The sequence below is a fragment of the Brevibacillus sp. JNUCC-41 genome (assembly GCF_014844095.1).
In the GTDB taxonomy this organism is placed as follows: Bacteria; Bacillota; Bacilli; order Bacillales; family DSM-1321; genus Peribacillus; species Peribacillus aracenensis.
In genome coordinates this window covers 1,065,487-1,086,018 of record NZ_CP062163.1, presented here as the reverse complement: position 1 = coordinate 1,086,018, position 20,532 = coordinate 1,065,487, and the positions used below count along the sequence as shown (strand labels likewise).

Sequence of the window (20,532 nt, the reverse complement as noted above, 5' to 3'; positions counted from 1 at the left end):
GGGCCATCCAGGGAATAAAATGAAGGGAATATTTTGAAGGGAAAGGGGGGCAGGCATGTGAAAATCCATGTGGTGAATAGGGGGGATTCTTTGTGGGGAATCTCCCGGCAATATGGTGTCAGTACCAACCGGATTGTTCGGGTCAATGGCCTTGAAAATCCAGATAAGCTGGTGATTGGCCTAGCACTTTTGATTCCTGAACCTTATCTGCAGTACAGGGTTCAGCAAGGGGATACTCTAAATGAAATCGCAAATCAGTTTGGAACTGCGGTACAGGAAATCATGCAATCGAATCGCATCACAAACCCTTCTGCTATCTATCCAGGGCAGAGACTAACCATTCCGGTTATTTATCATACCGTAAGGGAACGGGATACTCTTTATGATATAGCAAGACATTATGGAACGACCGTTCAAGCCATTATGCAGATGAATCGGATTACAGATCCGTCCAATATTCATATCGGACAGATAATAAGGATTCCCCAAAAACCAAAGCCCATCATTGAGGTAAATGGTTTTACAAACGTTTACGGGCAAGCCGGGGCGGAGCAGGTACGTGATGTAGCCTACGATTTGACCTACGTAAGTCCATTTGGTTATAGAATGAGGAGAGATGGCAGCTTAGAAGTCATAGATGACACCCCGACGATACGGGCGGCACAGGCAACTGGCGTCATACCCATGATGTGCATAACGAATTTTTCTGCCACGGAAGCGGGAACACAGCTTGCGCATACGATACTTTCCGATTCAGGTTTAGTGGAAAAATTATTGACCAACGTCATAAAAACGATGAAAAATAAAGGGTACCGTGGATTGAATATCGATTTTGAAAGTGTGGCACCAGAGGACCGTGATTTCTATAATCGCTTTCTCCAAAGAGCAGTGGATCGATTGCATCCTGAGGGCTACTTTGTATCATCCTCCCTTGCCCCAAAAACTAGCGCCAATCAAAAGGGATTATTAGTGGAGGCACATGATTATCCAGTTCACGGACGGTTGCTCGACTTCGTAGTGCTGATGACATATGAATGGGGTTACCGAAAAGGGCCGCCACAGGCAATCTCTCCCATTAATGAAATAAAGCGTGTCCTTGACTATGCCGTAACGGCTATACCAACAAATAAAATCTTCATAGGATTTCAGATTTATGCACGGGACTGGCTTATTCCTCATGAAGAGGGGCAGGAAGCAGAGACTTTCGACATGCAGGAAGCCATCAGACGCGCCGTCCAATATAATGTAGAAATAAAATATGACGAGACAGCCCAATCACCTTATTATAGGTACAAAGATAATCAGGGACGCACACATGAAGTTTGGTTTGAGGACGCACGCAGTGCTAAAGCAAAATTCGACCTGGTGAAGATTTACAGGTCAAGGGGTCTCAGTTATTGGGTACTTGGTTATCCTTTTCCCCAGAATTGGGAACTGCTTGGGGATACATTTATTGTCCGGAAACGGTAGGATGTTTTTTTACAGCAAGGTGGATTACACATAATTAATATAGTGAGGGTTGGTTTTTTTATAACAACGATAAAAATAATTTGGAATCTGAGTCGATAAAGAGGTTTAATCGAGAGCGCCAAATTGAAACTTATGAATGATAGAATCCAAAAGGCTGCCATATGGTGGTCTTTTTCATTTTAATGAGATAAAGAGAACTCTTTAAAAACAAGGGAATGGTAATTCCCTAAAGGAAATGGGCTCATCATTGTGGAATTAGGAAACTAGAATATTACTTACTGGAGGCACATTTAATGGAATTAACCATCATTAATACGTTTACAGATCAACCTTTTAAAGGAAACCCTGCTGCTGTCTGCCTTCTTACCGGGGAAACTGACAGCGAGTGGATGCAGCGAATGGCTAAAGAGATTAATATGCCTGTCACTGCGTTCATTCACCTTCATAAAGCTGCATGGCAGTTGCGTTGGTTCACACCTTCCACTGAAATCCCGATTTGTGGACATGGGACGCTGGCAAGTTCTTTCTTTTTGTGGGGGAAAGGATACGTGCCAAGAGATCGACCAATTGTCTATCAGACGAAAAGCGGGCTTCTCACTGCAAGGTTCGTTGATGGAATGGTTCAATTGGAGTTCCCGTCATTAATCGAGCAGGAGACCGCTGTCCCTGAATTGCTGATAAAAGCTTTAGGGGTTGTGCCTGCGTATGTTGGACAAAGCAAATGGGATTATCTAGTCGAAGTTCAATCAGAGGAAATCGTAAGGAATATAAAGCCGGATATAGGTTCCATTTCCCAATTGCCGATTCGGGGTGTCATTGTAACGAGTCAATCGGATAGCGGTGAATATGATTTCGTTTCACGTTTCTTTTCCCCTGCCCAAGGCCTTGACGAAGATCATGTAACGGGCTCGGCCCATTGTTGCCTAGGGCCATATTGGAAAAGAAAACTGGACAAAAGTATTTTCACGGCCTATCAAGCATCGGAAAGAGGAGGAAGATTGAAGGTTGAAGTAAAGGAAGACACAGTTAAACTTTCCGGCCATGCCGTGACAATATTCGAAGGGAGCTTAAACATTTAATGCAGGGGGAGGCATGCTACCGATCCCTTCAACTGCAGACACTCAATGGATTGGAGAAATTTGAGACACTCCTGCCGAATAAACTGGCTAGCCGAGACCCCTACAGTCTGGGAGAGATTTAAATCTCTCTCTTTTTTTGCTTTTCGACAAAACAGATATAAAGGCCATGAGTGGCCACGAGATAAAATAGAACTATTTTACCATTAAAACATTTTTTTGATATATCATCTATCGAATAATGGGTATTTTAGGGTGAATGCAATGATAATATTCTGTTAATATTCCGTGTAGTATTGTAAATTTGTTTTAAAACTGGATTATATTGTTGTAATATAGGAGATACACGGATCTTTAGAGGAAAAAAGTAGGGTGGATTTGTGTATGGATAAGTAAATATGTCGGGATTCAATTTTTGGAAAAGTGTGTAAATTATATGGATAAGTTAGCAGAAAGTTATGTCAGTATATAACTTATGGGGGGATTAACTATAATGGGGAAAAAGAAAATCGTAAAAATTGCATCCGCTACCATAATGGCTGCGACAACGATCGTAGCGGTAGCGCCGGCACCTTCTGATGCTGCCACTAGCCTGAATAGTAAAATCAAAACGGCCAAGGCAGCCATCAAAAAACCATTCGATACCTATTTCTACACTTCTAAACTCGCTTCAGTGTCCACTGTTGAAAAACAAATTAAATCTGCAAAACAAGCAAAAAAAGACATCAATACTACCATTAAAAAATCAATGCTAAGCAAAAAAGAAAAAGATGCGAAATATAAAGAAATCGAAGCTTATGATAAGTACATCACTCGTTCTGAAGGATATGTAAAAGGATTTAAAGCGGCTGAGAAAGCAAAAGCTGCACATGTTAAATCGATTGGCACCCTTACGAATGCAATCCTTGCCAAGAAATCAATTGATATCAGAACTCAATACGAGGCACTGGATAAAGCCGTGAAAAAGGCAGATAAAGATATTAAAGATACTGTTTACGGTGCGAAAATCGAAAAGCTCTTATACGATAAATTCACCAAATCGACCAAAACAGCTTTGAACGGTGACCTGAAAGTTCCGTACTACTATGAAAAAGCTGCCTACTTGGTGAAGCAGGGTGATTTAAAGACCGCGGACAAGCGGATGCAAACCGTTTCTTCGCAGTTGAAAAAGGTCAGCAAAACATCCAAGCTCGGAAAAGCCATACACGCCTATGTTAAAGAAGTGAAAGGTAAGTATGATGAAGCGGTCTATGCTGAAAAGAAAAAAGAAGTGGCAAAGCGGGTCAATGCCTATGTAGCTCTTGCCAATGGGGAACTTAAAACGAAAGAACAGATAAACGCTGCTAAAAAGGCGAAAGCAGCCATTAATTTAAATGGAATCAAGGAGTCGGACCGAAAGGAATTCCTTTCGAAAATGGCTTTGGCGGATAAGAAAGTCGCTGCAGCCGAAGAAGCCTTGAAAAATCCAGCGAAGGCGATCACCCTTTCCTTGATGCATACGAATGATACGCATGCCCACTTGGACAATGTGGCAAAAAGGGTGACGGCTGTCAAGGAAGTGCGCAAGAGTAAGCCGCAAGCTCTTTTGGTGGATGCTGGTGACGTATTCTCGGGAACTCTCTATTTCAATGAATTCAAAGGGCAAGCCGATCTTCGCTTCATGAATTTAATGAAATATGACGTCATGACGTTCGGGAATCATGAATTTGATTTGGGATCAAGCGCCGAAGGGCATCAAGCTTTGGCTGACTTCATTAAAGGGGCAAAGTTCCCATTTGTCAGCTCGAATGTGGACTTCTCCAAAGATGATAAGTTCAAGGGGCTATTCTCGGACTTGATTTCAAGTAAGCCAGAGCAAGGGAAGATATACAATGGAATCGTAAAACAAGTGGATGGCCAAAAGGTAGGGTTCTTCGGGCTTACAACTGAAGAGACAAAAGATATTTCAAGTCCTGGAAGTATAGAATTCGAAAACTATCTTGAAGAAGCCGAAAAAGCGGTCAAGGCGTTCAAAGGCATGGGAGTCAATAAGATAGTTGCCGTGTCCCATATCGGCTACGATGACAATGCGGCTTATGACAATGATTTAACATTGGCTGCCAAGGTCAAGGGCATCGACGTGATCGTGGGCGGACATAGCCATACGCAGTTAGACGCCCCCGTTGTTGTTGACAAAGATGATAAAGGGAAAACGAAAGAGCCGACTGTCATCGTTCAAGGATATCAGTATAGCGACTATTTAGGAACGATCGATGTGAATTTCGATAAGGATGGCAAGATTGTCGGACAAGCCGGTAAGCTGATTAAGCTTTCTGAAAAACAGGATGATGCCGAAGCGGCAAAATTGCTCGAAACTTACTCCTCGAAGATTAAGGAGCTGAAGGAAACGAAGACTGGTGCAACAGCTGTGAAAGCCTTGGAATCGCCGCGTGATGCAGGGGATGAGACGAAGCCGAGTGTTCGTAAAAATGAAACGGAACTGGGCAATTTAATTACGGATGGAATGCTAAGTAAAGCGAAAGAATTCAATAAGGATACGGTCATAGCCTTCCAAAATGGCGGTGGCATCCGCGCTGGCATCGATCAAGGCGATATCACTTTAGGCGAAATCCTGACCGTTTTACCGTTTGGGAATACGTTAGCGACGATGAAGCTTACGGGAGCAGAAATCAATGAAGCATTAGAGCATAGTGTAAGCCTCGCACCTAAGGAAAATGGCGGCTTCCTGCATGTTTCCGGAATGAAATTCAGCTACGACAGTTCTAAGGAAGCAGGCAGTCGTGTCACAAAGGTTGAAGTTCTCGGACAAGATGGCACATATTCCGAATTGGATGCAACGAAGGAATATGTCGTGGCGACCAATGCTTTTACAGCCAAGGGCGGAGATGGATTCACCGTCTTCAAGAAGGCTTATGAAGAAGGAAGGGTGACGGATATCGGACTCGCTGATTGGGAGAATTTACGGGATTATGTAAGCGGGCTGAAAACTGTCGATCCAAGCATTGAAGGACGCATTAAAGATGTTGCCGGAAGCAATACAGACCCGACTGTCGTATTGGCCAAAGACTTTGGCGGAACGGCTGATGCCCCAAAAACGCATGAAGGTCATGTAGTTGTAGACATCACGGATATCGCTTCATTGGAAAATGCAGTCGTTAAAGGGAATCTTACATTAACAGGAACTCCTCCGGATAACTTTACTTTTTCACAGGTTACAGTCGAGGGTAATTTGGACTTATCGGGACTTAACGGTAAGACCGTGAGCATGAGCGGTGTCACGGTGAATGGCGAAACCATTTTTTAAGCGGCATTCAAATGATTCCTGAGCCTGTGAAAAAAAGTTGGAGGGGTTGAGATCTTGAAGAAGAACGGGATAAGTAAGCTTTTCTTTGCCATGCTGATCGTGCTGTCAACGGTTTTGCCAAATGCAGCCGCTGCAAAAGCAGAAGGAACAATATCGGTAATGGAAGCGATTAATAATAACAGCGGAACGGCGACGGTGAAGGGATATATAGTCGGTACAGCTAAAAGCGGTACAAGCTATCAGCAAACATCGCCTTTTACTGAAAGTACGAACATAGGTATTGCGGATAGTCCGGATGAAAAAGATGTTAAGAAAATCATGCCTGTCCAGCTTCCTGCCGGAAATATCAGAACGGCTTTGAATTTGGTCGAACATCCGGAGTTACTTAAAGCGCAGGTGACGATTACGGGGAAGCTTGAAAAGTACTTTTCAGTACCCGGCCTGAAATCCGCAACGGATTACACGATCATCACCGATGGAGGAACAACTCCTGAACAGCCTGATGTGAAGGTTCTGGATTCCATTGCCGAGGCGCGCACGAATACTGAAGATGTAGTGCAGGTCGATGGAGTGGTCACCACCGGTCTTGGTTATTGGGGAGGAAAAGGCTTTTATATCCAAGATGAAACGGCTGGGCTATATGTTTATGGTTCTTCGTGGTCTGCAGATGTAAAGCAAGGAGATAAGGTTACTTTAATCGGAAAAGTATCCGCTTATAATAAGGAATTGCAAATCCAGCCAACCTCCCTTAAAGTGGTTTCTTCCGGGAATGAACTTCCTGAAATCCAAAAAATTGATGCATCTGGCGTCAATGAGGAAACACAAGGTGAGCTGGTCACCATTGAAAAAGCGACCATTACAGAATTGGCGGCATCGGGAACATACGGAACATTCGAATTCAAGGCGGAAGATACTGAAGGGAAATCTGTTATCGTTCGCCATGATAACCGGACCGGTTCGACTTATGAAGATTTCGTGAGGAACTTTAAAGTGGGGGATGTCATTTCCGTAACCGGGATCGGGTCGAGGTTCAATGACACGTATCAGTTGAAGACGCGTGGCATCGAAGATTATGAATTGGTGAACAAACCAGCCGTTTACACGGATATTTTCCCTGGTATGGTTAGTGAAAATACAAAAATATCACTTGAATCTGGCTGGAAAGAAGCGAAAATCCATTATACGCTTGATGGATCCGCACCGACGTCTTCAAGTGCTTTGTACACAGAGCCGATCATTTTAACGAAAGATACTGTCATCAAGGCAATCGCTGTCAACGATAAGACATCGGAAGTTTTCACTTTTGCCTATACCGTTACCAAAACCAATGAAGTGAAGATCCGTGCCATTCAGGGGATGAATCATTTTTCATCATATGAAAATCAACTCGTCTCAGGTGTGGAAGGTGTCGTCACTTCTGTAAAGGATGCGAATAATTTTTATATGCAAGATCCCAACCCGGATAAGGACTTAACGACTTCCGAGGGAATACTTGTGTACAACAAAGCGCATGGTCTGAAAGCGGGAGATCATGTCAAAGTGGCAGGTAAAGTCGCCGAGTGGTATATCGAAGGATACGCTGAAATGAAAACGACGGATCTGCCAACAACTGAATTGACCAATACGACGATTGAAAAGCTTGGCACTGCAGCGATGCCAGAACCGATCATCATTGGGAAAGATGTCATTCCGCCGTCCGAGAACATCGATGATGATAGATTGACAGATTTTAATCCGAGCGAAGACGGCATCGATTTCTACGAGAGTCTGGAAGGAATGCTCGTCCAAGTATATAACCCGAAAGTGGTCGCTCCTCAAGACTATGGTGAATTGGTCGTGATTCCAGGGAATATGGAAACGACGACTGCGGTTGGGGGCGTCAAAATAACGGAAACGGATTTCAATCCTGAAAGAATTACCCTGGATATCAATGATGAATCATTTGCAGCGAAAACGGGTGATTTCTTTGATGGCTCGGTCACGGGTGTCATCAGCTATGGATATAGCAACTATAGGGTAGTGACGGATAAAGCCCAGCTGCCAGCGTTAAAGGATGGCGGTACGGCCCGGGAAGTGACATCCTTAGAAAAGGATGCTGATAAGCTATCGATCGCTTCCTATAATATCGAGAATTTTTCCACTCAAACAGCTAACTCTAAAGTCGAAACGATCGCAACATCCATCATTACCAATCTTAAACAACCCGATATCATCGGCGTAACGGAAATGCAAGATAATGATGGGGCAACGGATAGCGGGACAACGGATTCTGCTCAAAGTGCCAAGAAGTTAACCGACAAAATAAAAGAGCTGGGCGGACCGCAATATCAATACATCGATATTGCTCCAGAAGATAAACTTGATGGCGGGGCACCCGGCGGGAATATCCGTGTAGGCTTTTTATATAATGCCGACCGTGTCAAATTGACTGAAGGAACGAAAGGAACGGCAACACAGTCCGTTGCCTTCAAAGATGGAAAACTTACCTTGAACCCTGGTCGAATCGAGCCTGCCAATCCCGCCTTCACTTCAAGCAGGAAGCCTTTAGCCGCTCAATTCGAATTTAAAGGCGAAAGCGTAGTGGTTGTGGCCAATCATTTTAATTCCAAGGGCGGTGACCAGCCTATATTCGGCAAAAACCAGCCTCCTGTCCTATCAAGTGAAACGCAAAGGCTTCAAATTGCCTCCATCGTCAATCGGTTTGTCAGTGATATCAAGTCACAGGATGCCAAAGCGAATGTCGTCTTGCTTGGAGACTTTAATGATTTTGAATTTTCGGCACCGCTTAAAACATTAAAGGGCAATGATTTAACCAATATGATCGAGAAAGTCCCTTTTGAAAAACGTTATTCTTACACATATCAAGGCAATTCACAAGTACTGGACCATATCCTTGTATCGAATAATATGGCCTCGGCGACAAAAGTCGATATTGTCCATATTAACTCATCCTTCATGGAAGCTCATGGAAGGGCCAGCGATCATGATCCTGTACTGATCTCAACCTCTTTATCTGGATCAGGCGGAGTCGAAACTCCTGCTCCGGAAAAAACGTATAATGTAACAAACGTTAAAACAAAAAGACTTACGATTGCTTCACCTAGTGTTTTGATCGATCTTGACGAAACATCCAACATCGAAGAAGGTATCTGGTTAAAAGGTTCATATGCTGTACTCAAAGGCCTTGGGCTGAAGAATGCTGCTGTGACGATAAAACCTGATAAGGAAGGCGCAATCATTGATTTTGGAGGCATGGCGGTGAAGGAAGTCATCATCGATAACGCCAATGTAAAAGAAATCAGGGGCGCTGAAAACGTACAGAAATGGTCGGTAACAGAAGGTGTCGACACATCGAATATCAAGTTTGTCGATTCGAAGGGGGAAGCGATTGCTTCCCCTTTCGACCCTAAAGAAAATCATGCGCCAGTCGTAACGAAAAAACTGGAAAATCTAGAAGTGAAAGCCGGTTCCAAGGTCACCATCGATTTGAGTGAGCACTTCTCAGACCCAGATGGGGATGAACTTACCTTTTCATCCACTATCGGTACAGTCACAGGCCGGACATTAACCCTTCCTGCAGATGAAGCTGGAACATACCTTGTCGCAGTCAAGGCCGAGGACCAGCAATCGGAAGCGGTTGCCCGTTTTACGTTGACCGTATCGAATGATATGCCGCTTGAAGCTTATTACGAAACGGCGGCAGGAAAAACGGGAACGGAATTGAAATCGGTTCTGCACTCGATCATTAAGGGTCACACGATGTTATCTTATGATCAAGTGTGGAATGCCCTTAAAGAAACGGATGAAGATCCGGTGAACAAACAGAATGTCATCTTGCTTTACTCTGGAAAATCCATCTCGAAGAACGCGAATGGGGGCAATACCGGACAATGGAACCGTGAACATGTTTGGGCAAAGTCCCACGGTGATTTTGGGACAAGCAAAGGTCCGGGGACAGACCTTCATCACCTCCGTCCCGCTGATGTAACAGTGAATGGTAAACGGGGTCATCTTGATTTCGACGAGGGCGGTCAAACATATAGTGGATGTGAATGTAAGTTTGATTCAGATTCATGGGAGCCGCCAGATCATGTTAAAGGCGATATAGCAAGGATGTTATTTTACATGGCCGTCCGATATGAAGGAAACGGCGAGCTGGATCTTGAATTATCCGATACAGTCAATACGTATCCGAAGCCGCTTCATGGAAAGCTATCGACACTTTTGAAATGGAATGAACTCGATCCTGTCGACGATTTCGAAAGCCATCGCAATGACGTCATTCATGACTGGCAAAATAACCGCAATCCATTCATCGACCATCCTGAATGGGCATCCGAAATTTGGGGTGCCGCTGAATCCATGGATGTGAAAAAAGCGAGTTAGATCGTTTTTTATATTGAATGCAAGCTACATTCAGACTGTAGACAACCTCGATGAAAGTCGTGTTTGCCTATAGTCTTTTTTATTTTGTATGCACAGCGTATGGTAAAAACACTAAAATTCTCCATATAAACTCCTTTATATCTTCATATAGACTTCAGATTAGTCCGGTACATTAGAGATATTAAGGAGGTGATAACAATGAATTTTATCAAACGTGCATTTTTAAGTGTACGAGTAAGAAACGGGAAATCCCTTATTGGCTTGAGAGAAAAGGGATGTGAATTCTGTGGTACTCCTGAATCTTTAATAAGCAGTGAGGGAATTGAATGAAACCAAAAGTTTATATCACAAATGCCAACTCAGAACACATCGTAACGCCAGTAACTGACATTTAAAAAGAAATAAAACAAAGAAAAACGGCGATGCAAGACATGGTACAAAAACCTGCAACTGAAATAACAAATGAAACACGAGTGTAGTTACCGTGTAATTATATATAGGGTTTTGATTGAAATGTAGCGATTGCGAAACCTTCAAACTTAAAGCATCTTAATATTAAACTAAGATGTCAAACTTTATAAGGAACAGTATTTAAATACAAGCTGATTTGGATTAGTTGGAACGCCGTATGCAATGAAATCTGCACGTAATGGTTTGAAGAGGGGGAAGGGCGAGGTAGAGTCGAGCCCTTACCTCTCTTGTATCTATAAAAGAAAAAAAGTCGATCCCTTAACGTGGAGGAGATCGACTTTTTAGGTTGGGATTCTCTGAGCGTATAAAATTTCTGAAAGGGGAGGTATTTCATTGCCGCTACTCCTTGAGCGACGAATGAAAAAGTAGTTGTTCTTCCTAATGAAGGATCGCAATCCTAGCCTTCCCCGAAATATAATTTTTTTTATCGTTTGGAAAGAAACATCAAAAATCTCCAGACAAACTCCTCTATATCTCCATATAAACTCCAGATTGTTTCTATATATTAAAGGTATCAAGCAGGGAGGGTATCAAGATGAATTTTATCAAACGCGCATTTTTAAGTGTTCAAGCAAGAAAGGGAAAATCCCTTATCTTATTTGCGGTATTTTTAGTTGTGACGAATCTAGTGTTGGCAGGATTCGCGATGCAAAATGTCACGGAAACAGCGAGTGATCTCGCTAGAAAAAAATTGGGAGTTGACGTAACGCTAGGATTCGATCCAGAAAAGTTTCAAAAAAAGATGGAAAAACAGATGGAAGAAAATCCAAATGAAAGAATAAAGATTCCGGAAATTTCTACAGAGGAAGCAGATAAGTTAGCTAAATCACCCTATGTAAAAAATTTCAACTATGTAAAAGGTGTGTATGGTTTAGCTGAGGGCTTTACTCCCATTGAGGTTGATGAAAATGCAGGCTCGGTTGCCATGGTTGGAGGCCAAGATGATAGGGAAATGCCCAATATATCATTGGTCGGCGCAAGAACCACTGATTTATTGCAAGGATTTACAGAAGGAACGGAGGAGATCATTAAAGGGCGTGGCATAACAGCAGAAGACAAAGGTAAGAAAGTAGCACTGGTCGAAAAACAGTTAGCTGAAGAAAACAAGCTAAAAGTTGGTGATAAGGTAAAAGTCAAAAAAGACGATGGGAAATCGACAATAAAGGTAGAAATAATCGGGATTTATGAAGCATCCGAGACATTTGGTCCAAAACCACCAATAGCATTCTTGGATCCATCTAACAAAATATATGTTTCGCTCGAATCATTAAAAGAATTTTCGGACAATAAGGATATGAAGGGCACCCCCATTGATAAAGCCATTTATTACTTAAATGATCCAGAGCAAATCGATGCTTTTAAAGCAGCGGGAAAGAAAACAGACATTGATTTTGACCTATTTAAACTAGATGCACATGATGAATTATATAAGAAAATGGTTGGCCCTATTGAGAACATGGCAGCCACTTCAAAATGGATCATCTACCTGGTTTCCATTACAGGGTCCATTATCTTAGGTCTTATCATTATGTTGACCATAAAAGAACGACGGAAGGAATTAGGGATTTTACTGTCGATTGGCGAGAAAAAAGGGAAATTAATAGGACAACTTTTAGTAGAAGTATTATGTGTTGCTGTTTTAGCCTTTAGCCTCTCCATATTTACAGGTGGGGCAGTGTCTCAAAAAATGGGAGACAGTTTATTACAGAAAGAAATTACGGCCTCTGAAGAGCAAGAAAATAATCCTGGACAACGATCAGGGTTTGTGACTACAAGCGACGCGCTTATGGGGAGTGACCTAGATCAAGATGTGGATCCTATCAATAATATTGATGTAAGTGTAACATCCAAAGATGTGATGAAATTAGGGGGATTAGGCCTATTAATCGCGATCTTATCAACCATTATTCCAGCATTATCGATTCTTCGATTGAAACCAAAAGAAATATTATTAAAAGATGAGTAGGAGGAACACCCTTGGATACGATTTTACAGTTCAAAGATCTGAATTACCATTATCAAAGCAATAATAAAAAAATCACGATATTAGATAATGTAAACTTTGCGTTTCTATCCGGACACTTTTATACCATTTTAGGACCATCGGGATCAGGAAAAACAACGACCCTTAGTTTAGCAAGTGGGTTAGATATCCCAAGTAGTGGGAATGTCGTATACAAAGGAAAGGATTTACAGAAGATCGGTCTGGATTCCTATCGAAACCAACATGTCTCGATTATCTTTCAATCATATAATCTGATTACGTATATGACGGCCCTTCAAAATGTAGTCACTGCGATGGAGATTACACGAGTCGATGTGAAAGACAAAAAAGCAAGAGCACTTGAGTTATTAGAAAAGGTAGGGCTGACAGAAGTAGAAGCAAAAAGAAAGGTATTACAGCTTAGTGGTGGTCAACAGCAGCGGGTGGCGATTGCTCGTGCATTATCCTGTAATGTAGATTTATTAATTGCTGATGAACCTACTGGGAACCTTGATCAAGAAACTTCCTGGGAGATTATCGAGTTATTTAAAGAACTTGCCCATAAAGAAAATAAATGTGTCATTGTCGTCACTCATTCGCAAGAGGTGGCTAAACAATCGGATAAAGCGGTGTATCTCGAAAAAAGAAAGTTAGTAATCAAAGAGTTAAAAGGCAAATGAATAGAATGGTAACACTGTTAGATAGAAAAAATGACATATCACTATATTAATTTAGTAGAAGTAAATGTTTCAACACAAAAAGGACTGAGAAATTTGTGGGAAAAAGTGTGGATAAAAATAGCAGCCTCCATTGGGTTAATAACAATTGGCATTTTAATTGGTTCGATTACAAACTTGATGGATTTAGGGGATAATCCAGAATTGAATGAAAAAGATAATTATGAAGATTTATTCAAGGATAATCCAGAAGTGTTTTTCTCTCCCAATCAAGATGAAATGGGACCAAATCAGGGAGAAATGCCCCCTCCTTATCAAGGGGAATCTGAGGATGGGTCTACTGGGAGAGCAGCAAAGCCCTATTGAGGTTCAGAAGATAGGTGAAAATGAAGGAAGAGTCATACGAAAAATCAAGAAGGTAACATTAATGCTATCGCCAATGAATGAATATTAGTTATAAATAATACATGCTTGAAGATTCTATATTTTTGAATATAGAATCTTTTTGGCTATGTACTTCTGTTACTTAATCGTTTACTTTGTTTCTTTTCGAGTATGTGAACAATTTGGAAATTTAATCTAATTATACATAACATCACTCATGTTTAGTTATGAGTGTTTATGATTATGTAAATTCATTGAAATTAAATAAAAGTCTGAATCTCATTTCATCCTATAGAAATGAGATTCAGACTCTTTTGTTGTTGTTTACTTGATGGATAATGGTATGGTAACTAAAAATTCTACACCTTGTTCAGTATTATTCATAGAATACGTGATAAAAAGTGCTTCAAAAATTTGCTTTACAATAAATAACCCTAAGCCGCTCCCACCAGTATTTCGATTTCTTGATTTTTCGATCCGATAAAATGGTTTGAAAATATGCTGTATATCATCCTCATTAATTTTTACACCTGTATTGATGACTCGAATTTGGATGTGGTGCAGCTTTGAATTCTGAGTTGCCTCTATATATACTTTCTCGCCATGAGGTGAATACATAATCGCATTATGAATAATGTTTTTGAAAGCTTTTTCTAACAGAAAACGATCTGTATAAACAGAAAGGTGAGAACCAATCTGTTTTATCATTTGAATGTCTTTTTGAGAAGCAAAAAACCCGAGATTTTTAGTGATTGTATCAATTAATTCTGCGAGATTTACTTCTTCTAATTGCAGTTTAAATGTATGTTGTTCCAATTTGGATATACCTATAATCTCACGAACCAGTTGTTCCATATCCTGAACGGTTTGAAAGTTTTTTTGTAAATAAGTGTCCCGGTCTTTATAGGGACCGATATTATACATCATTCCTTCTAAGTGTCCTTTCATAACAGTGAGAGGAGTCTTTAATTCATGTGCTACAATGGCAAAAAAATCCCTGCGTTTTTTTTCTACTTCCCGCTCCTTTTCCATATCGCTTTTTAGTTTTTGATTAGCATCCTGTAAATCAAGCATGGATTGTTGGAGATTGAGTGACAAATCATTTAAACTATTGGATAATTCACCCATTTCATCATTGGAACGAACCTCGATTTTTTCGGAAAAATCCAAGTTCGCCATTTTCTGTGCCCCTCTATTAATATAAATGAGTGGTCTTGTAATGAACCTCGAATATAAATAAGCACTTCCTATACCAATAATAACTACAATGATACTAATATAGGGAAGGAAAAGGGCCAAGACCTGTGTAGCTTCATTAATGGGCTGATAGGTTGCGGATACTACGAGCGTTAAGTTTGCATCCTGAAAACGAATGGGCATGGTAACATCAAATGAATTGGAAAGGTCATTTGTATTCCTTAAGGGCTCTGAAATATCAAATATGCCATTAGGAGTCGATTGTACAGTCCCTTGAATGAAAGATAAAAAAGAAGCATAAATAATTATTCCTTCATTATTATGAAGGTAGATCATTGCGTTGTTTTTTTGTGCATATTCATCAAAAAGCGGTAGTGCATTTTGGATGGGAAGATCCTTGGATTTATCAATCATTTCTACTATCCCTGTTTGAAGCTGATCTGTTTTGTACTTCTCATAAAATGTAGGGAGAAAAAAGTATAAAGTTAAATATATCAGGCCTGCAAAGGCTATCAAAATAAGGGATGTAATCAAAAAAAGTTTATAGGTAATTCGTTTCATCTTCAAGGTTTCTAAGATTCTATTCATCAATTTTATAACCAATTCCCTTTACTGTTTTAATGTAGGGTATTTCTAATTTTTTTCGTATGTTCTTAATATGTGTATCGATAATCCGTGTTTCTCCGTGGTACTCGTATCCCCAAACTTTTTCTACGATGCTTTCTCTTGTGAGTACTTTTTTTTCATGTTGAAGCAGTAGTTGCAGCATTTCGAATTCTTTTGTCGTTAATGGTATTTCAACCTTATTTACATATACTTTATATGCATTGCAATCGACATGCATTTCTTTAAAAACTAAATGATTAGCTGTACTTTCATCATAGCTTCTTCTCAGTACTGCTTCGACTCGTCTAATCAAAACATGAAAAGAAAAAGGTTTTGTTATATAATCATCGATTCCAAGATCAAAACCTTTCAATTGATCTTGTTCTTCTTCTAAAGCGGTTAGCATAATAATGGGCACATTTGACTGATTTCGAATCATTTTGGCAACTTCAAATCCGTTAAGGTTTGGCAGCATCACATCCAAAAGAACTAAATCAAAGGATTGCTTATTATATTGTTTCATTCCCTCTAATCCATCTGATGCAACTTCAACCGTATACTGTTGTGTCATTAAAAATTGTTTAATTAATTCCTGAATCTCTTGATCATCCTCAACTACAAGAATATGATAGTTCCTCATTGTATCACCTCTCGCATCATTATAACCATGTTATCTGGAGTTCATGTGGAGAAGCATTCGATATCATACATAAAAATAATAAAGAGGCATAGGGAAGCAATATTTATTTTTTACCGGTTACAATTTCAATATTCTTCATATAAGGGCCAAGCTGTTCAACTTATTATTAAAAGGTGGTTTAATTATTTCAAAATACTGAAAAATCAAACATTACTTCCGCTTTAAAAATTTAAAATATTTGTATGTATGCGTACTGATATATGTTAATATGAGAAAATAAATGAAAGGGTTTACATTGTTAGATGGAATAAAACTATCTTAAAATAATAATAGTGAATTTAATTCTATTCCTTATTTTTCGTAAGAGATTCTTAATTGATTGAAGAACTAGACACAGACAACTACGAAACAAAAACAAAGGACCGATGAGTGTTCTTTTATCGGAAAATTGCAGATGAATTAGTAGTTCGATTTAAATATTAGGTCAAAGTATACTTACTAATCACTAAGAGGAGAGATTCGTTAATGGAAATTTTAAAAGGAACGGCCTTATTATTATTGGTACTTGGTTTATTTTCATTATTCAGTTTTAAAGCCCCAAAAGGGATGAAAGCAATGGGTGCTCTTGCTAATGCAGCGGTTGCCGCTTTTCTAGTGGAAGCATTTCAGCGGTATGTCGGAGGGGATTTATTTAATATTAAGTTCCTTGGAGAAGTAGGGGATGCGGCAGGCAGCATGGGAGGCGTTGCAGCGGCTTCACTTGTTGCATTAGCACTAGGGGTTTCCCCTGTTTATGCTCTATTACTTGGTGTTTCATGTGCTGGTTTAGGTTTGCTGCCTGGATTTTTCGCAGGATACCTCGTTGCTTTCCTTGTGAAAGTGATCGAGAAAAAAGTTCCAGCTGGATTGGATTTAATCGTTACAATCATCATTGCAGCACCGCTCGTTCGGTTTATTGGTGAGAATTTAACGCCTTTGGTCAATGCAACGCTTTTGAATATCGGTGGAATCATTAAGGAAACGGCAAACAGTAATCCAATCTTGATGGGAATCATTCTTGGAGGGGTCATAACGGTCGTCGCCACTGCACCATTAAGCTCGATGGCTTTGACAGCAATGCTTGGATTGACAGGACTTCCTATGGCAATTGGGGCACTTGCAGTATTCGGATCATCTTTCATGAACTTTGTTTTGTTCGATCGCTTGAAATTTGGAGACAGAAGTACTACAATTGCGGTTGCGATTGAACCATTGACACAAGCGGATATCATATCTGCCAATCCCATTCCGGTGTATTCCACCAATTTCATTGGCGGAGCGGCTGCTGGAGTGGTTGTGGCCATGTTTGGTTTAGTGAATAATGCAACAGGGACGGCAACACCGATCGCAGGGTTGGCAGTTATGTACGGTTTCAATGATCCAGTAAAAGTGACGATCACTGCTGGGATATGTGCAGTTGTTGGGGCAACGGTAGGTTTCCTTGGTTCAATCGTATTCAAGAATTATAAGATCAGGACCGTTTCGGAAATAAGGGTGAATGAAGAACAAAAAGCGGCATAATGAAGACGGTTAAACAAAACTTTTGCCAGAAAAGGGGCATTACACGATGAAATACAGATCTGCATTCGATATAATCGGTCCCGTCATGATTGGACCTTCAAGCTCACATACAGCAGGAGCTGCCAGAATTGGCAGAGTAGCACGGACATTATTCGGAAAGCAACCGAAGAAAGCCATCATTTCTTTATATGGATCTTTTGCAAAAACATACAGGGGACACGGTACGGATGTCGCTGTCGTAGGCGGGATATTGGATTTCGATACGGATGATGAACGAATCCCTGCCTCTTTAACGATAGCGGAAGAAGCCGGTATGGAAGTTACCTTTACAATCGAGGATACGGTGATGGATCATCCTAATACAGTCAAGATCAAACTGTTCGACGAAGATAAGGAATTGGAACTTGTTGGGATCTCGATTGGCGGCGGAACGATAGAAATAACGGAATTGAATACGTTCAAGCTTAAATTGTCGGGTGAAAACCCAGCCATTTTAGTCGTGCATAACGATGTATTCGGAATCATATCTTCCGTTTCGACAGTATTGGCGAACCATGAAATTAACATTGGACATATGGAAGTTTCACGAAAAGAAAAAGGTCAAATGGCCCTCATGGTGATTGAAGTCGATCAGAAAATCAAGGGTGATGTCATGAAGGAAATTGAAGGATTGGAAAACGTGTCGCAAGTCATAAGGATGGTTGAATGATAAATATTAAAAGTGTTGGCATAGATATGGAGGTAAAAACATGTTCCGAAATGTAGCAGAGTTGGTTGAACTTGCTGAAAGTAAAAAAGTAAAAATCGCGGAAATCATGATTTTACAAGAAATGGAGTTCTCAAGCCTTTCGAGAGAACAGATCATCGAAAAGATGGACAGGAATTTGACAGTGATGGAACAAGCGGTGGAAAGAGGCCTGAAAGGTGTGCAATCCGTGACAGGCCTAACGGGCGGGGATGCCGTTCTTTTGCAAAATTATATCAAGTCGGGCAAGGCGCTCGCAGGCAATTTATTATTGGATGCCGTCAGTAAAGCTGTTGCGACGAACGAAGTGAATGCCGCAATGGGAATGATTTGTGCCACTCCGACTGCCGGTTCGGCAGGCGTTGTTCCCGGGACATTATTTGCCGTGAAAGAAAAATTAAACCCGACCCGAGCAGAGATGATTGAATTTCTTTTCACTTCCGCTGCCTTCGGTTTCGTGGTTGCAAACAACGCTTCCATTTCTGGAGCGGCTGGTGGCTGCCAAGCAGAAGTGGGCTCGGCAAGTGGAATGGCCGCGGCTGCGATAGTAGAACTGGCCGGCGGTACGCCAAGCCAAGCTGCAGAAGCGATGGCGATCACATTGAAAAATATGCTTGGACTGGTTTGTGATCCAGTGGCTGGATTGGTCGAAGTTCCTTGCGTGAAACGTAACGCAATGGGTGCCTCCAACGCGATAACAGCAGCTGATATGGCGCTTGCAGGCATTACGAGCCGCATTCCATGTGACGAAGTGATCGATGCCATGTATAAAATAGGATTGACCATGCCGGTTGCACTTCGCGAAACGGCAGAGGGCGGGCTGGCTGCGACTCCTACTGGGCGTAGATTGGCAAAGGAAATTTTCGGTTCATATAAATAAACATTCAGTCCCATTAACAAACCTGTTGTTAATGGGACTTTTAATTTGTCATCAACCTGTTCATTTTGCAATTGAAAAAAGGAAATTAGAGGAAGATGGAGGGATTTGGCGTTTCTGTACACGGAGATAGAAACAGCTGTTGAAAAATCTGAATTATCAGTGAATATGGAGCCGTAGCAACTTTGTGAGTTATCACTAACCATGATAAGATGAGTACGAAATTTACTATGGGAAGGATTGATTCTTCATTAATTTTCTCGAATTAACGTACACGTCGGCAATGGAAAAAGCGATGTTTCAAGCTCATGGAATCGGCTATGCACTATATGCTCAAAAACTGGAGCAACGCATGATGGTTGAACAAGAACGGGAACAGGATTATCTACAAAGCAGGCGTATAACAGAGGAGATGAGAGCCAATCTCTTTTTAGGGAGTTAATTTCGATCTACGATATCGATGACATAAACGAAACAATCACAACAAGCGAAAGGGCAATCTAAAAGGTTGCTCTTTTTGTTCTGCCTTAAAAGATAATTTTTCCATTTAAAAGAAGGAAACAACACGTTTAAATAGAATGTACGTTCATGAAGAGGAGGAGGATCCTGATGAAGAGAAGAGCATTACTGGTATCTGCATTACCGGGATATGAAGAGGAAATTGGGCGGTGGTTATGGTGTTTAGAAGATGTTCGCCGTACGCTCATTTCGGAATTGACTGGAATCAGCCAAAATTCACTCGATTCGAAAATCGATGAAAGGCAAACGATTGGCTCGCTGTTATATCACATAGCGCTTATAGAGGCGGATTGGTTATATGAGGAGGTCCTTGTTACGGAATGGGATTCGGAAATACGCGCATTGTTTCCATTTGGATGCCGTGCTGAAGATGACTCCCTAAGCCACATTGAAGGACAAACATTGGAAGAACATATCTACCGTCTCAATAAGGTACGTGAAGTATTTCTTTCAAACTTTCGTACAATGGACCTAACGGATTGGCGTAAACCGAGGGTGCTTGAACAATATGACGTCACACCTGAATGGGTCGTTTACCATTTGATTGAACATGAAGCACATCATAGGGGGCAGATTTTTCAATTGCTGAGGAAATTACGGAATGAATGACTCTTGCCGAATAACTGGCTTGCGAAG

Annotated in this window: 15 protein-coding genes; 13 read left to right on the top strand and 2 right to left on the bottom strand. The window is 41.0% G+C overall.

Annotated elements, in window-relative coordinates; all coding sequences use genetic code 11:
* Positions 1–57 precede the first annotated feature (57 nt).
* From JNUCC41_RS05360 to JNUCC41_RS05330, 8 genes are all read left to right on the top strand, one after another.
* Positions 58–1,470: a glycoside hydrolase family 18 protein gene (locus JNUCC41_RS05360; RefSeq protein WP_192206711.1), complete on the top strand. Its 1,413-nt coding sequence runs from the start codon at positions 58–60 to the stop codon at positions 1,468–1,470.
* A 293-nt stretch (positions 1,471–1,763) separates the two neighbouring features.
* Positions 1,764–2,549, top strand: a complete 786-nt coding sequence (locus JNUCC41_RS05355) for a PhzF family phenazine biosynthesis protein (RefSeq protein ID WP_192206710.1) — start codon at positions 1,764–1,766, stop codon at positions 2,547–2,549.
* A 490-nt stretch (positions 2,550–3,039) separates the two neighbouring features.
* On the top strand, positions 3,040–5,850 hold the full coding sequence (locus JNUCC41_RS26665) for a bifunctional metallophosphatase/5'-nucleotidase (RefSeq protein ID WP_228467547.1): 2,811 nt from the start codon (positions 3,040–3,042) through the stop codon (positions 5,848–5,850).
* A gap of 54 nt (positions 5,851–5,904) precedes the next feature.
* On the top strand, positions 5,905–10,236 hold the full coding sequence (locus JNUCC41_RS05345; RefSeq protein ID WP_192206709.1) for an endonuclease: 4,332 nt from the start codon (positions 5,905–5,907) through the stop codon (positions 10,234–10,236).
* Between the two features lie 198 nt (positions 10,237–10,434).
* Entirely contained in the window at positions 10,435–10,566 is a 132-nt protein-coding gene (locus JNUCC41_RS27045) for a hypothetical protein (RefSeq protein ID WP_286182373.1), read from the top strand.
* A gap of 676 nt (positions 10,567–11,242) precedes the next feature.
* Positions 11,243–12,673: an ABC transporter permease gene (locus JNUCC41_RS05340; protein ID WP_192206708.1), complete on the top strand. Its 1,431-nt coding sequence runs from the start codon at positions 11,243–11,245 to the stop codon at positions 12,671–12,673.
* An 11-nt stretch (positions 12,674–12,684) separates the two neighbouring features.
* Positions 12,685–13,371 carry an ABC transporter ATP-binding protein gene (locus JNUCC41_RS05335; RefSeq protein WP_192206707.1) on the top strand — a complete coding sequence of 229 codons (687 nt, stop codon included), beginning with the start codon at positions 12,685–12,687 and terminating at the stop codon, positions 13,369–13,371.
* A gap of 93 nt (positions 13,372–13,464) precedes the next feature.
* Positions 13,465–13,734 carry a hypothetical protein gene (locus JNUCC41_RS05330; RefSeq protein ID WP_192206706.1) on the top strand — a complete coding sequence of 90 codons (270 nt, stop codon included), beginning with the start codon at positions 13,465–13,467 and terminating at the stop codon, positions 13,732–13,734.
* A 342-nt stretch (positions 13,735–14,076) separates the two neighbouring features.
* Here the strand turns inward: JNUCC41_RS05330 and JNUCC41_RS05325 are convergent, their stop codons facing one another.
* Both JNUCC41_RS05325 and JNUCC41_RS05320 read right to left on the bottom strand, forming a co-directional pair.
* Positions 14,077–15,516 carry a sensor histidine kinase gene (locus tag JNUCC41_RS05325; RefSeq protein ID WP_192208050.1) on the bottom strand — a complete coding sequence of 480 codons (1,440 nt, stop codon included), beginning with the start codon at positions 15,514–15,516 and terminating at the stop codon, positions 14,077–14,079.
* Between the two features lie 13 nt (positions 15,517–15,529).
* Positions 15,530–16,195 carry a response regulator transcription factor gene (locus tag JNUCC41_RS05320; RefSeq protein WP_192206705.1) on the bottom strand — a complete coding sequence of 222 codons (666 nt, stop codon included), beginning with the start codon at positions 16,193–16,195 and terminating at the stop codon, positions 15,530–15,532.
* A 525-nt stretch (positions 16,196–16,720) separates the two neighbouring features.
* On the opposite strand from JNUCC41_RS05320, the gene JNUCC41_RS05315 reads away from it, so the two are divergent.
* The 5 genes from JNUCC41_RS05315 to JNUCC41_RS05295 all read left to right on the top strand — a co-directional run bounded on the left by JNUCC41_RS05315 (position 16,721) and on the right by JNUCC41_RS05295 (position 20,505).
* Positions 16,721–17,755, top strand: a complete 1,035-nt coding sequence (locus tag JNUCC41_RS05315) for a PTS sugar transporter subunit IIC (RefSeq protein WP_192206704.1) — start codon at positions 16,721–16,723, stop codon at positions 17,753–17,755.
* Between the two features lie 46 nt (positions 17,756–17,801).
* Positions 17,802–18,464, top strand: coding sequence for an L-serine ammonia-lyase, iron-sulfur-dependent subunit beta (gene sdaAB / locus JNUCC41_RS05310; protein WP_192206703.1), 663 nt, complete (start codon positions 17,802–17,804; stop codon positions 18,462–18,464).
* Positions 18,465–18,504: 40 nt separating this feature from the next.
* Positions 18,505–19,380, top strand: a complete 876-nt coding sequence (gene sdaAA / locus JNUCC41_RS05305; RefSeq protein ID WP_192204799.1) for an L-serine ammonia-lyase, iron-sulfur-dependent, subunit alpha — start codon at positions 18,505–18,507, stop codon at positions 19,378–19,380.
* A 292-nt stretch (positions 19,381–19,672) separates the two neighbouring features.
* On the top strand, positions 19,673–19,819 hold the full coding sequence (locus tag JNUCC41_RS05300) for a YuzK family famiily protein (protein ID WP_192208360.1): 147 nt from the start codon (positions 19,673–19,675) through the stop codon (positions 19,817–19,819).
* Between the two features lie 167 nt (positions 19,820–19,986).
* Entirely contained in the window at positions 19,987–20,505 is a 519-nt protein-coding gene (locus JNUCC41_RS05295; protein ID WP_192206702.1) for a DinB family protein, read from the top strand.
* Positions 20,506–20,532: the final 27 nt, after the last annotated feature.

What these genes read in the sequence shown, in the direction of transcription:
- JNUCC41_RS05355 (WP_192206710.1), top strand. Translation starts at nt 1,764, where the DNA reads ATGGAATTAACCATCATTAATACGTTTACAGATCAACCTTTTAAAGGA.
- JNUCC41_RS26665 (WP_228467547.1), top strand. Translation starts at nt 3,040, where the DNA reads ATGGGGAAAAAGAAAATCGTAAAAATTGCATCCGCTACCATAATGGCT.
- JNUCC41_RS27045 (WP_286182373.1), top strand. Translation starts at nt 10,435, where the DNA reads ATGAATTTTATCAAACGTGCATTTTTAAGTGTACGAGTAAGAAACGGG.
- JNUCC41_RS05340 (WP_192206708.1), top strand. Translation starts at nt 11,243, where the DNA reads ATGAATTTTATCAAACGCGCATTTTTAAGTGTTCAAGCAAGAAAGGGA.
- JNUCC41_RS05320 (WP_192206705.1), bottom strand. Translation starts at nt 16,195, where the DNA reads ATGAGGAACTATCATATTCTTGTAGTTGAGGATGATCAAGAGATTCAG.
- JNUCC41_RS05315 (WP_192206704.1), top strand. Translation starts at nt 16,721, where the DNA reads ATGGAAATTTTAAAAGGAACGGCCTTATTATTATTGGTACTTGGTTTA.
- sdaAB (WP_192206703.1), top strand. Translation starts at nt 17,802, where the DNA reads ATGAAATACAGATCTGCATTCGATATAATCGGTCCCGTCATGATTGGA.
- sdaAA (WP_192204799.1), top strand. Translation starts at nt 18,505, where the DNA reads ATGTTCCGAAATGTAGCAGAGTTGGTTGAACTTGCTGAAAGTAAAAAA.
- JNUCC41_RS05300 (WP_192208360.1), top strand. Translation starts at nt 19,673, where the DNA reads ATGTTTCAAGCTCATGGAATCGGCTATGCACTATATGCTCAAAAACTG.
- JNUCC41_RS05295 (WP_192206702.1), top strand. Translation starts at nt 19,987, where the DNA reads ATGAAGAGAAGAGCATTACTGGTATCTGCATTACCGGGATATGAAGAG.